We start from the raw sequence: 13,030 nt of genomic DNA on the forward strand, positions 1-13,030 counted from the left end.
CAGCGGCGCCGAACCTCTTGCGAGGCGGGGCGTTTTAGTATACCTCGGCATACAATGAGCTTGCCGCCGCCCGCCAGACGTGACCGCGACCCGGTGTTCCTGCTCAATCGGCATTGAATCGTAGGGATCGTCATGAGCTTGTACACCGACTACCTAACCGAGATCGAAACGCGCAAGACCGCCGGGCTGCACCCCAAGCCCATCGACGATGGCGCCCTGGTGCAGGAGCTGATCGCGCAGATCGAACAGCCCGACAGCCCGTATCGGGCCGATTCTCTGCAATTCTTCATCTACAACACCCTGCCCGGCACGACCAGCGCGGCGGCGGTCAAGGCGCGCTTTCTCAAGCGCATCGTCCTGGGCGAGGCGGTGGTGCCGGAGATCCCGGTGGCCTTTGCCTTCGAACTCTTGTCGCACATGAAGGGCGGGCCTTCGGTCGGGGTGCTGCTGGATCTGGCCTTGGGGGCCGATGAAGCCATCGCCCGGCAGGCCGCCGAGGTGCTCAAGACCCAGGTGTTCCTCTACGACGCGGACATGGGCCGGCTGGCCGAGGCCTTCAAGGCCGGCAACCCGGTCGCCCGCGACATCCTGGAAAGCTATGCCAAGGCCGAGTTCTTTACCAAGCTGCCCCCGGTCCCGGACGAGATCAAGGTCGTGACCTATATCGCCGCCGAGGGCGACATCTCGACCGACCTGCTGTCGCCCGGCAACCAGGCGCATTCGCGCTCGGACCGCGAATTGCACGGCCAATGTATGATCTCGCCCGAGGCGCAGGCCGAGATCGTCGCGCTGCAAGCCCGGCACCCCGACAAGCGGGTGATGCTGATCGCGGAAAAGGGCACCATGGGCGTCGGCTCCTCGCGCATGTCGGGGGTGAACAACGTCGCGCTCTGGACCGGCCGGCAGGCCAGCCCCTATGTGCCCTTCGTCAACATCGCCCCGGTGGTCGCGGGCACGAACGGCATCTCGCCGATCTTCCTGACCACGGTGGACGTGACCGGCGGCATCGGCATCAACCTGAAGAACTGGGTCAAGAAGACCGGCCCGGACGGCAAGCCGATCCTGAACAATGACGGCAACCCGATCCTGGAGCAGGCCTATTCGGTCGAGACCGGCACCGTCCTGACCATCGACGCGAAGAACAGGACGCTGCGCGACGAGACCGGCAGGGAACTGGTCGACATCGCCGCCTCGTTCACGCCGCAGCGGCTGGAGTTCCAGCGGGCCGGCGGCTCCTATGCCATCGTCTTCGGCAAGAAGCTGCAGACCTTCGCCGCGCAGACGCTGGGCGTCGAGCCGCTGCCGGTCTTCGCCCCGAACAAGGAGATCAGCATCCCGGACCAGGGCCTGACCGCGGTCGAGAAGATCTTCAACGCCAATGCCGTGGGCGTCACCCCGGGCAAGGTGCTGCATGCCGGTTCCGACGTGCGGGTGCGCGTGAACATCGTCGGCTCGCAGGATACCACCGGGCTGATGACCGCACAGGAGCTCGAGGCGATGGCGGCGACCGTCATCTCGCCCCTGGTCGACGGCGCCTATCAGTCGGGCTGCCACACGGCTTCCGTCTGGGACCGCAAGGCGCAGGAGAACATCCCGAAGCTCATGGCCTTCATGAACAATTTCGGCCTGATCACCGCGCGCGACCCCAAGGGCGTCTATCACGCCATGACCGACGTGATTCACAAGGTGCTGAACGACATCACCGTGGACGACTGGGCGATCATCATCGGCGGCGACAGCCACACGCGCATGTCCAAGGGCGTGGCCTTCGGCGCCGACTCGGGCACGGTGGCGCTGGCGCTCGCCACGGGCGAGGCGACCATGCCGATCCCGGAGTCGGTCAAGGTGACGTTCAAGGGCCGGATGCAGCCGCATATGGACTTCCGCGACGTGGTCCACGCCACCCAGGCGCAGATGCTCAAGCAATGCGGCGACAATGTGTTCCAGGGCCGGGTGATCGAGGTCCATATCGGCACGCTGCTGGCCGACCAGGCCTTCACCTTCACCGACTGGACGGCCGAGATGAAGGCCAAGGCCTCGATCTGCATCTCGCAGGACGAGACGCTGATCGAATCGCTGGAGATCGCCAAGTCGCGCATCCAGATCATGATCGACAAGGGCATGGAGAACCCGGCCGGCACGCTGCGCGGCCTGATCGCCAAGGCGGATGCGCGCATCGCCCAGATCCGCTCGGGCGAGCGGCCGGCGCTGGCGCCCGATGCCAATGCGAAATATTTCGCCGAGGTCGTCGTGGACCTGGACCTGATCGACGAGCCGATGATCGCCGACCCGGACGTGAACAACGCCGACGTTTCCAAGCGCTACACCCATGACACCATCCGCCCGGTGTCCTATTACGGCGGCACGAAAAAGGTCGACCTGGGCTTCGTCGGCTCGTGCATGGTGCACAAGGGCGACGTCAAGATCGTCGCCCAGATGCTGAAGAACATCGAGAAGGCCCAGGGCAAGGTCGAGTTCAAGGCGCCGCTGGTCGTCGCCGCCCCGACCTACAACATCATCGACGAGCTGAAGGCCGAGGGCGACTGGGAGATCCTGCAGAAATACTCGGGCTTCGAATTCGACGACCTGGCGCCCAAGAGCAAGGCCCGCACCGAATACGAGAACATCCTGTATCTGGAGCGCCCGGGCTGCAACCTGTGCATGGGCAACCAGGAAAAGGCCGAAAAGGGCGACACGGTGCTGGCCACTTCGACCCGGCTGTTCCAGGGCCGCGTGGTCGAGGACACCGCCGAGAAGAAGGGCGAATCGCTGCTGGCCTCGACGCCGGTGGTGGTGCTGTCGGCGATCCTGGGCCGCACGCCGAGCGCCGAGGAATACAAGGCCGCGGTCGAAGGGATCGAGCTGACCCGCTTTGCCCCGCCGCTGGAAAACCCCGGCCTGGCGCGGTCGGTGCATTTCTGAACGGGATGGAAAAGGGAAGGGGCCGCGGCGACGCGGCCCTTTTCCTGTCCTGGGGCGGGGTTAAGGCGCGGTTTGCGGGACATGGCGGTTCTTCCGCCGCCACGGTTCATCTGCCGACTCTCGATACGGCGAAAGCAGCAGTTATCGAAGGCCGTTCGCGACGACGGCGCCGGCTGCTCCGGTATAAGCTTCGCATCCGTGCCTTTTGCGGTCCAGCCGCGCCGGGATTGGGAAACGGGCAAAGCCGTCCGCTTCGGATCAGGCCGCCTGGTCAGTCGCACCGCTGGGCCCGTCGCCGGGAACGAGAGCGGCGTGCTCTTTTTCGCATCGGACTGCCCGGCCCGGCCGGCACTTCAGGAGCGCCCTTGGCCCCCGCGGGACTGCCAGGAACATTGACGCCAGGCTCGCGAGATTCTCACGCCATCCCGCCCAAGCCCTTGCCGGGGCTATCGCAGAAAGCCATTCCATCCCATCGCCAAGCGCCGCACAGGTGGCCGCCGGTGGCGTTAATCCTTGGGTTTCACCCTGTTGGTTTTCCCCACATCCGTCGGAATGGTCGAAGGGGGCGCATCTGACGGCTTGGGCTTGGCGTGGCCCGGTCCATCAGGCTCCTTGCGCTCCTCTTCCATCTCTGCGGGATAGGTCGTCCGATCTGGGTCTTTGGTCATGTCCGCCTCCAGGATGATGGATCAACCGGCAGCACCGGGTGATGTTCCCGCCGCGGATCGCAGGAGCGGAAAATGGCCTTCTTCAGCCGGCGAACACATCGATGGCGGGCAGGTCGGTCAGGCTGACGCCCAGCAGTTGCAGGGCCGGCAGCGAGACCTGGCTGCCGCCGCCCGCCGCGCCGCCCAGCGGGATCAGCCGCACCTTGGCGGATTTTCCATTGGCCGGATTCACGATCCGGCCCTGGGTTTCCGACTGGACCAGCGGCGTCTTGACCCAGAAGCCCGGCTGCGACGGATCGCCCAGCGAGGCGATGGTCGTGCCCAGCCGGCGCTCGCCGCCCGCCGGAGCGGCGGCGGCCTGCCGGCGTTCGCTGCGGGTGGTGGTGTTCAGCGCCTCGGCCGCCTGCGCGGCCGGCTCGCCGATCGAGGAGATGCCGCTGGTCTTGCCCGGGGTGCGCGGCGCGGTTCCGGTCAGCACCGGGCCGCGGATCACCGGCTGGCCGGTCGCCGGATCGGTCATCGTGTCCAGCGGCGCGCCGGGCACCGCCCGGGCCTGCTGCGCGGTCTTGTCGGTCTGCGCGCAGGCGGCGAGCGCCAGAAGCAGCAGCACGCCCAGCATGCGGCGGAATGGATCGGTCATGAAACCCCCTCGTGCTTCGGAAATTCCTGGCAAGGCTAGACCCGGGGGTGCGGCCCTGTCCACCGCTACCCGCTTTCTTGGTTACGAGACCATCAACGGATCGGCCAGCTTGCGCCGATGCCGACGCGCGCCTATTTTGACGGCATGGACACGCGCGCGCCCCTTGTCGATCCCTTTGCCCGGCCGATCAGCTACCTGCGGGTCTCGGTGACGGATCGCTGCGATTTCCGCTGCACCTATTGCATGGCCGAGCACATGCAGTTCCTGCCCAAGAAGGATCTGCTGACGCTGGAAGAGCTGGACCGGCTCTGTTCCGCCTTCGTCGACCTGGGCGTGCGCAAGCTGCGCATCACCGGGGGCGAGCCGCTGGTGCGGCGCAATATCATGGAATTCTTCCGGGCCATGTCGCGGCATTTGGACGCAGGCCTGGACGAGCTGACCCTGACCACCAATGGCAGCCAGCTGGCCCGCTTTGCCGATGAACTGGCCGGTTGCGGGGTGCGGCGGGTCAATGTCTCGCTCGATACGCTGGACGCCGACCGTTTCGCGCGGATCACCCGCTGGGGCCGGCTGCCGCAGGTGCTGGACGGGATCGCGGCCGCGAAACGCGCCGGCATGCGGGTCAAGATCAACACCGTCGCCCTGAAGGGCTTCAATGAGGACGAGCTTTTCCCGCTGCTCGACTGGTGCGCGGGCGAAGGCCACGACCTGACCTTCATCGAGGTCATGCCCATGGGCGAAATGGGCGAGGAGCAGCGCCTGGACCAGTATTGGGCGCTGTCGGACCTGCGCCGGCGGCTGGAAAGCCGGCTGACCCTGACGCCCCTGGCCGAGCGCACCGGCGGGCCCGCCCGCTATGTCCGCATCGAGGAAACCGGGCAGAAGATCGGCTTCATCACGCCGCTGACGCATAATTTCTGCGAAAGCTGCAACCGCGTCCGCCTGACCTGCACGGGCGAGCTGTTCATGTGCCTGGGGCAGGAGGATCGCGCCGACCTGCGCGCGCCGCTGCGCGCCAGCGCCGAGGACGAGCCGGTGCGGCAGGCGATCCGCGAGGCGATCTCGCGCAAGCCCAAGGGGCATGATTTCGACTATTCCCGTCAGCATGTTGCGGGCCAGGTGACCCGCTTCATGAGCCACACCGGCGGCTAGAAGCTGGCGCCGTCCACCGCCTGGCTGGGCAGGGCGCGGGCATCGACGCCTTCCAGGCAATTGACGTTGACCGCGACCACCTCGGTGCCGTCCGGACTGGTGCCGCGGGCATAGGATTCGATGCCGCAGGTCGGGCAGAACAGGTGGTGGATCGCCTTGCGATTGAACAGGTATTCCGTCACCGGCCCTTCGGCGGTCAGCCCGAAGTCGGCGGCCGGCACGAAGGTCAGCACCGACCCCAGCCGCTTGCAGCGCGAGCAGTTGCAGGTCACGGTCTGGTCCAGATCGGCCTCGACCTCATAGGCGACGGCGCCGCATTGGCAGCTTCCCTTGTAATGGTGTCTCGCCATGCTTTCCTCCGGGTTTTCGGTCATGGTGGGGCAGGCCGGCCGCCAGCGCAAGCGGAAATGTTCGCTTGATGTTCCGTTAACGGTTGTCATTTCCGCGATCATGCCTATCTGATGCGCTTGGCGGAATCAGGACGGCACGATGGAACAGAAGTTCATCGAGGTTCGCGGCGCGCGCGAGCACAATCTGAAGAACGTGGATATGGATATTCCGCGCGACCAGCTGGTGGTGATCACCGGCCTGTCGGGCAGCGGCAAGTCCAGCCTTGCCTTCGACACCATCTATGCCGAGGGTCAGCGGCGCTATGTCGAAAGCCTGTCGGCCTATGCCCGGCAGTTCCTCGACATGATGGGTAAGCCGGACGTGGACCATATCACCGGCCTGTCGCCGGCGATTTCCATCGAGCAGAAGACGACCTCGAAGAACCCGCGCTCGACCGTCGGCACGGTGACCGAGATCTACGATTACCTGCGGCTGCTGTTCGCCCGCGCCGGCACGCCCTATTCGCCGGCGACCGGCCTGCCCATCGAGGCGCAGCAGGTCCAGGACATGGTCGACCGGGTGATGGAACTGCCCGAGGGCACCCGCGCCTATCTGCTGGCGCCCATCGTCCGCGACCGCAAGGGCGAGTACAAGAAGGAATTCCTCGAGCTGCGCAAGCAGGGCTTCCAGCGCGTCAAGGTGAACGGCGAATTCTACGAACTGGACGAGCCGCCCACGCTCGACAAGAAATTCCGCCACAATATCGACGTGGTGGTGGACCGCATCGTCGTGCGCGAGGGCATGGAGACGCGGCTGGCCGATAGCTTCCGCACCGCGCTGGACCTGGCCGACGGCATCGCGCTGCTGGAAACCGTCGGGGGTGAGGGTGATCCCGAGCGCATCACCTTCTCCGAGAATTTCGCCTGCCCGGTCAGCGGCTTCACCATCCCCGAGATCGAGCCGCGGCTGTTTTCCTTCAACGCGCCGTTCGGCGCCTGCCCGGAATGCGACGGGCTGGGGGTCGAGCTGTTCTTCGACGAACGGCTGATCGTGCCGGACCAGGCGCTGTCCATCGCGCAGGGCGCGCTGGCGCCCTGGGCCAAGTCGAAATCGGCCTATCTGACCCAGACCGTGAACGCGCTGGCCAAGCATTATGTCTTTGACAAGAAGACGCCCTGGAAGGATCTGCCCGAGGAAGTGCGGCAGATGTTCCTGCACGGCTCGGGGCGCGAGGAAATCCCCTTCCGCTTCGACGATGCCGGCCGGGTTTATGAGATTACCCGCAGCTTCGAGGGCATCATCCCGAACATGCAGCGCCGGCTGCGCGAAAGCGACAGCGCCTGGGTGCGCGAGGAGTTCGAGAAATACCAGAACAACCGCCCCTGCGGCGCCTGCCACGGTTATCGCCTGAAGCCCGAGGCGCTGGCGGTCAAGATCGCGGATAGCCATATCGGCCAGGTCACCGAGCTGTCGATCCGCGAGGCGCTGGCCTGGGTCGAGGCCGCGCCCGCCCATCTGACCAAGCAGAAGAACGAGATCGCGGCCGCGATCCTCAAGGAGATCCGCGAGCGGCTGGGCTTCCTGGTGAACGTGGGCCTTGATTACCTGACGCTGTCCCGCGCGGCGGGCACGCTCTCGGGCGGCGAAAGCCAGCGGATTCGCCTCGCCAGCCAGATCGGCTCGGGCCTGACCGGGGTGCTCTATGTGCTGGACGAGCCCTCGATCGGCCTGCACCAGCGCGACAACGACCGGCTGCTGGGCACGCTCAAGGGGCTGCGCGACCAGGGCAATTCGGTCATCGTGGTCGAGCATGACGAGGATGCGATCCGCCATGCCGATTACGTCTTCGACATGGGCCCGGGGGCGGGGGTGCATGGCGGCGCGGTCGTCGCCAAGGGCACCCCGGCCGAGATCGCCGCCAACCCCGACAGCCTGACCGGCCAGTATCTCTCGGGCCAGCGCGAGATCCACGTCCCGGACCAGCGCCGCAAGGGCAATGGCAAGGCGATCAAGGTGGTCGGCGCCACCGGCAACAATCTCAAGAACGTCACCGCCGAATTCCCGCTGGGCAAGTTTGTTTGCGTCACCGGCGTGTCGGGCGGCGGCAAGTCCACGCTGACCATCGAGACGCTGTTCAAGACCGCCAGCCTGCGGCTGAATGGCGCACGCCAGACCCCGGCGCCCTGCGAGACGATCAAGGGGCTGGAGCTGCTGGACAAGGTCATCGACATCGACCAGCGCCCCATCGGACGCACGCCGCGTTCCAACCCCGCGACCTATACCGGCGCCTATACCCATATCCGCGACTGGTATGCCGGCCTGCCCGAGTCGAAGGCGCGGGGCTACAAGCCCGGCCGCTTCAGCTTCAACGTCAAGGGCGGCCGCTGCGAGGCCTGCCAGGGCGACGGCGTCATCAAGATCGAGATGCATTTCCTGCCCGACGTCTATGTCACCTGCGAGACCTGCAAGGGCAAGCGCTACAACCGCGAGACGCTGGAGGTCACCTTCAAGGGCAAGTCCATCGCCGACGTGCTGGACATGACGGTCGAGGATGCGCAGGAATTCTTCAAGGCGGTGCCCTCGATCCGCGACAAGATGGATGCGCTGGTCGAGGTCGGGCTGGGCTATATCAAGGTCGGCCAGCAGGCCACGACGCTGTCGGGCGGCGAGGCGCAGCGGGTCAAGCTGTCCAAGGAACTCAGCCGCCGGGCGACCGGCAAGACGCTCTATATCCTGGACGAACCGACCACCGGCCTGCATTTCGAGGATGTGAGGAAGCTCCTGGAGGTGCTGCACTCGCTGGTCGACCAGGGCAATACGGTGGTGGTGATCGAGCATAACCTTGACGTCATCAAGACCGCCGACTGGATCATCGACATCGGCCCCGAGGGCGGCGACGGCGGCGGCCGCATCGTTGCCACCGGCACGCCGGAACAGGTGGCCGAAGTGCCGGAAAGCCATACCGGCCGCTATCTGGCGCCGATGCTCGAGGCGGCCGCCGCGCGGGCGGCGGAGTGACCTTGGCGCGCCGTGGCCGTTAAAAGATGAATCAGGCGAGCCTCTCGCCGGCGCGGCCATGACGGCTTCTTTGCTCCCCAAATACCCCGGCGGCAGACCCGCCGGCGCGTTCGGCCGAGTATTCCGGCAGAGGTCTCCATGCCCGGCTTCATGCCCGTGAAGATCGACGGCCTGGGGCTTCGCGCTGAAATCGGGTGCGAGGCCCGCCCCGGACCCTCCAGCTGCCTGCGGCAAAGCTGAGTAAAACACCATGAAAATGCGCCGCGAAAAACGGCGGTTTTCTTGCCCGCAAGCCGTCCGAAACCCCAAGTGACGCGGGGGCGGGCCGTTGACCCTGCCGGCGACCGGGGATAAACGGACGGAAGCCAAACCCATCGCGGGGCGCCAGTCGGGTTCCTGCGAGCGAAAGGGAGCCCAACCCAGTGGAATACCTGCTGCAAGAATACCTGCCCATCCTGGTCTTTCTGGGGATGGCCTCGGCTCTGGCCATCGTGCTGATTCTGGCCGCCGTGATCGTGGCCGTCCGCAACCCGGACCCGGAGAAGGTCAGCGCCTATGAATGCGGCTTCAACGCCTTCGACGACGCGCGGATGAAGTTCGACGTGCGTTTCTACCTGGTGTCGATCCTGTTCATCATCTTCGACCTGGAAGTGGCCTTCCTGTTTCCCTGGGCGGTCAGCTTCGCCGGGCTCACGGACGTGGCCTTCTGGGGCATGATCCTGTTTCTGGGCGTGCTGACGGTTGGCTTTGCCTATGAATGGAAGAAGGGGGCGCTGGAATGGGCGTGATGACCGGACTGAACACCGCCGGCCCCGACCGCGAATTCGCCACGGCCGAGCTGAACCGCGAGTTGCAGGACAAGGGTTTCCTGCTGACCACGACCGAGGACATCATCAACTGGGCCCGCAACGGCTCGCTGCACTGGATGACCTTCGGCCTGGCCTGCTGCGCGGTCGAGATGATGCAGACCTCGATGCCGCGCTATGACCTGGAGCGCTTCGGCACCGCGCCGCGCGCCTCGCCGCGGCAGTCGGACCTGATGATCGTCGCGGGCACGCTGACCAACAAGATGGCGCCGGCGCTGCGCAAGGTCTATGACCAGATGCCCGAGCCGCGTTATGTCATCTCGATGGGCAGCTGCGCCAATGGCGGCGGCTATTACCACTATTCCTATTCCGTGGTGCGCGGCTGCGACCGCATCGTGCCGGTGGACATCTATGTCCCGGGCTGCCCGCCCACGGCCGAGGCGCTGCTTTACGGCATCCTGCAACTTCAGCGCCGCATCCGGCGCACCGGCACGCTGGTGAGGTAAGGCCATGTCCGACGAATCCCTGCTGGAACTGGCCGAGCACATCACGCTGCGCCGCGAGGGCGACCTGGTGGCGACCGAGGTGGCCTTTGGCGAGCTGACGCTGACCGCGACGCTGACCGGCCTGACCGGGCTGATCGAATTCCTGCGCAGCGACGCAAATTGCCGCTTTGCCACGCTGATCGACATCACCGCCGTGGACCATCCGGCCCGCCCGGCGCGCTTCGACATGGTCTATCACCTGCTGTCGATGTATCGCAACCAGCGCATCCGGGTGAAGGTCCAGGTGCGCGAGGACGAGCTGGTGCCCAGCCTGATCGGCATCTTCCCCGGCGCCAACTGGTATGAGCGCGAGGTCTTCGATATGTTCGGGATCCTGTTCTCGGGCCACCCGGACCTGCGCCGCATCCTGACCGACTATGGCTTCCGCGGCCATCCGCTGCGCAAGGACTTCCCCACCACCGGCTATACCGAGGTGCGCTGGAACGACGTCGAGAAGCGCGTGGTCTACGAGCCGGTGGCGCTGGTTCAGGAATACCGGCAGTTCGACTTCCTCTCGCCGTGGGAGGGCGCGAAATACGTGCTGCCCGGCGACGAGAAGGCGCCGGAGGCCAAGAAGTGAAGCCCGGACTGAAACCCGGCGACCGCGCCCGTTTCAGCATGGCGGTGCAGGGGCAGGATACCGTGCGCGCGCTGTTCGCGGACCGCGGCGCCTTCCCCGAGATGCCGGCGGTCTTTGCCACCGCCAAGATGGTCGGGCTGATGGAATGGGCCTGCGTCGAGCAGCTGCGGCCGCATTACGAGCCGGGCGAGGATTCGCTGGGCGTGCATGTCGACGTGGACCATACCGCGCCGACGCTGCCCGGGCAGGTGGTGACGGTCGAGACCGAGATCGAAGAGATCGACGGCCGCTTCATCTGGTTCCGGGTCGAGGCGCATGACGGCATCGACCGGATCGGCGCAGGACGGCACCGCCGCGCGCTGATCCAGACCGCGAAATTCAACGACCGGCTGGCCGCCAAGCGCGCCACGGCCGGGCTGGAGGGATGACCATGGACGGCGACATCCGCAAGAACAGCTATGACGACGGCTCGGTCGACGCCCTGACCGGCGAGCAGAGCATCCGCAACTTCAACATCAACTTCGGCCCGCAGCACCCGGCCGCGCATGGCGTGCTGCGCATGGTGCTGGAGCTGGACGGCGAGATCGTCGAGCGCGCCGACCCGCATATCGGCCTGCTGCACCGCGGCACCGAGAAGCTGATGGAAAGCCGCACCTATCTGCAGAACCTGCCCTATCTCGACCGGCTGGATTACGTCGCGCCGATGAACCAGGAACATGCCTGGTGCCTGGCGATCGAGCGGCTGACCGGCACCACGATTCCGCGCCGGGCCAGCCTGATCCGCGTGCTCTATTCCGAGATCGGCCGCATCCTGAACCACCTGATGGGCCTGACCACCGGCGCCATGGACGTGGGCGCGCTGACCCCGCCGCTGTGGGGCTTCGAGGCGCGCGAAGAGCTGATGATCTTCTATGAACGCGCCTGCGGGGCGCGGCTGCACGCCGCCTATTTCCGCCCGGGCGGGGTGCACCAGGACCTGCCGCCCGACCTTCTGGACGACATCGAGGAATGGTGCGAACGTTTCCCGCGGCTGGTCGATGACCTCGACACGCTGCTGACCGAGAACCGCATCTTCAAGCAGCGTCTGGTCGGCATCGGCGTGGTGACCGAGGAAGACGCGCTGAACTGGGGCTATACCGGCGTCATGGTGCGCGGCTCGGGCCTGGCCTGGGACTTGCGCCGCGCGCAGCCCTATGAATGCTATAACGAATTCGACTTCCAGATTCCGGTCGGCACCAATGGCGACTGCTACGACCGCTATCTCTGCCGGATGCAGGAGATGCGCGAGTCGACCAGGATCATGAAGCAGGCGATCCAGAAGCTGCGCGCCGAACCCGCCGGCGACGTGCTGGCGCGCGGCAAGCTGACGCCGCCCAGGCGCGCCGACATGAAGCGCGACATGGAAAGCCTGATCCATCACTTCAAGCTCTATACCGAGGGTTTCCACGTCCCGGCCGGCGAGGTCTATGCCGCCGTCGAGGCGCCCAAGGGCGAATTCGGCGTCTACATGGTCGCGGACGGCACCAACAAGCCGTGGCGCGCCAAGCTGCGGGCGCCGGGCTTCACGCATCTGCAATCCATCGACTGGATGTCCAAGGGTCACATGCTGGCCGACGTTCCGGCCATCATCGCCACCCTTGATATCGTTTTCGGAGAGGTTGACCGCTGATGCTGCGCCGTCTGTCCCCCATCCAGCCGGACTCGTTCGAGTTCACGCCCGCCAACCTGGAATGGGCCCGCGCCCAGATGACCAAATACCCGGAAGGGCGCCAGCAATCGGCGGTGATCCCGATCCTGTGGCGGGCGCAGGAGCAGGAGGGCTGGCTGACCCGGCCGGCCATCGAATATGTCGGCAACCTGCTGGGCATGCCCTATATCCGCGTGCTCGAGGTCGCGACATTCTACTTCATGTTCCAGCTGCAACCCGTTGGCAGCGTGGCGCATATCCAGATCTGCGGCACCACGACCTGCATGATCTGCGGCGCCGAGGACCTGATCCGCGTCTGCAAGGAAAAGATCGCGCCGCATGCGCATGAGGTCTCGGCCGACGGCCGCTTCAGCTGGGAAGAGGTCGAATGCCTGGGCGCCTGCACCAATGCGCCCATGGCCCAGATCGGCAAGGATTTCTACGAGGATCTGACGGTCGAGAAGCTCTCGGCGCTGATCGACAGCTTCGCCGCCGGCGAGGTGCCGTTGCCCGGGCCGCAGAACGGCCGCTTCTCGGCCGAGGCGCTGGGGGGGCCGACCGCGCTGGCCGGGTTGAAGGGCGGCGAGCAGTATAATGGCAGCGTCGCGCGCGCGGTGCAGATCCGCGACACGATCAAGCGTATTGACGGGACCGAGGTTCCGATCACCACGCCTTGGCTTGC

11 protein-coding genes and 1 pseudogene are annotated in these 13,030 nt (G+C 66.0%); 9 read left to right on the forward strand and 3 right to left on the reverse strand.

Translation table 11 applies throughout. The features are described 5' to 3' along the window. The first annotated feature begins 132 nt into the window (after positions 1-132). Positions 133-2,922, forward strand: a complete 2,790-nt coding sequence (locus PARN5_RS0116105; protein ID WP_018000801.1) for a bifunctional aconitate hydratase 2/2-methylisocitrate dehydratase — start codon at positions 133-135, stop codon at positions 2,920-2,922. Between the two features lie 506 nt (positions 2,923-3,428). Here PARN5_RS0116105 and PARN5_RS24335 read toward each other — a convergent pair. Both PARN5_RS24335 and PARN5_RS0116110 read right to left on the reverse strand, forming a co-directional pair. Further along, a complete protein-coding gene (locus PARN5_RS24335) occupies positions 3,429-3,590 on the reverse strand; it encodes a hypothetical protein (protein ID WP_157404059.1) in 162 nt (53 codons plus the stop codon). A gap of 82 nt (positions 3,591-3,672) precedes the next feature. Then, positions 3,673-4,230, reverse strand: a complete 558-nt coding sequence (locus tag PARN5_RS0116110) for a hypothetical protein (protein WP_018000802.1) — start codon at positions 4,228-4,230, stop codon at positions 3,673-3,675. Positions 4,231-4,347: 117 nt separating this feature from the next. On the opposite strand from PARN5_RS0116110, the gene moaA reads away from it, so the two are divergent. Next, positions 4,348-5,382 (forward strand): GTP 3',8-cyclase MoaA, encoded by a 1,035-nt coding sequence (moaA, locus tag PARN5_RS0116115; protein WP_018000803.1) that lies wholly within the window; start codon positions 4,348-4,350, stop codon positions 5,380-5,382. Here moaA and PARN5_RS0116120 read toward each other — a convergent pair. Then, positions 5,379-5,732 (reverse strand): GFA family protein, encoded by a 354-nt coding sequence (locus tag PARN5_RS0116120; RefSeq protein ID WP_026155503.1) that lies wholly within the window; start codon positions 5,730-5,732, stop codon positions 5,379-5,381. The two genes, moaA and PARN5_RS0116120, sit on opposite strands and share 4 nt — an antisense overlap. A 139-nt stretch (positions 5,733-5,871) precedes the next feature. Here PARN5_RS0116120 and uvrA point away from each other — a divergent pair, with 139 nt between their 5' ends. The 7 genes and pseudogenes from uvrA to nuoE form a co-directional block, all read left to right on the forward strand. Next, a complete protein-coding gene (gene uvrA / locus PARN5_RS0116125; RefSeq protein WP_018000805.1) occupies positions 5,872-8,730 on the forward strand; it encodes an excinuclease ABC subunit UvrA in 2,859 nt (952 codons plus the stop codon). Positions 8,731-9,152: 422 nt separating this feature from the next. Beyond that, entirely contained in the window at positions 9,153-9,518 is a 366-nt protein-coding gene (locus tag PARN5_RS0116130) for an NADH-quinone oxidoreductase subunit A (RefSeq protein WP_018000806.1), read from the forward strand. Further along, the gene (locus PARN5_RS0116135) at positions 9,518-10,042 is read left to right on the forward strand and encodes an NADH-quinone oxidoreductase subunit B (protein ID WP_026155504.1); all 525 of its coding nucleotides are present in this window, start codon (positions 9,518-9,520) and stop codon (positions 10,040-10,042) included. Before PARN5_RS0116130 ends, PARN5_RS0116135 begins: the two co-directional genes overlap by 1 nt. A 4-nt stretch (positions 10,043-10,046) precedes the next feature. After that, entirely contained in the window at positions 10,047-10,661 is a 615-nt protein-coding gene (locus PARN5_RS0116140) for an NADH-quinone oxidoreductase subunit C (RefSeq protein ID WP_018000808.1), read from the forward strand. Further along, positions 10,658-11,089 (forward strand): thioesterase family protein, encoded by a 432-nt coding sequence (locus PARN5_RS0116145; protein WP_018000809.1) that lies wholly within the window; start codon positions 10,658-10,660, stop codon positions 11,087-11,089. The genes PARN5_RS0116140 and PARN5_RS0116145 overlap by 4 nt, the downstream gene beginning before the upstream one ends. A 2-nt stretch (positions 11,090-11,091) precedes the next feature. Then, the gene (locus tag PARN5_RS0116150; RefSeq protein ID WP_026155505.1) at positions 11,092-12,330 is read left to right on the forward strand and encodes an NADH-quinone oxidoreductase subunit D; all 1,239 of its coding nucleotides are present in this window, start codon (positions 11,092-11,094) and stop codon (positions 12,328-12,330) included. Next, positions 12,330-13,028, forward strand: a pseudogene (gene nuoE, locus PARN5_RS0116155) (NADH-quinone oxidoreductase subunit NuoE); the annotation flags it as partial. The gene PARN5_RS0116150 and the pseudogene nuoE, both read left to right, overlap by 1 nt. Positions 13,029-13,030: the final 2 nt, after the last annotated feature.

Source organism: Paracoccus sp. N5, from assembly GCF_000371965.1.
Classification (GTDB): domain Bacteria; phylum Pseudomonadota; class Alphaproteobacteria; order Rhodobacterales; family Rhodobacteraceae; genus Paracoccus.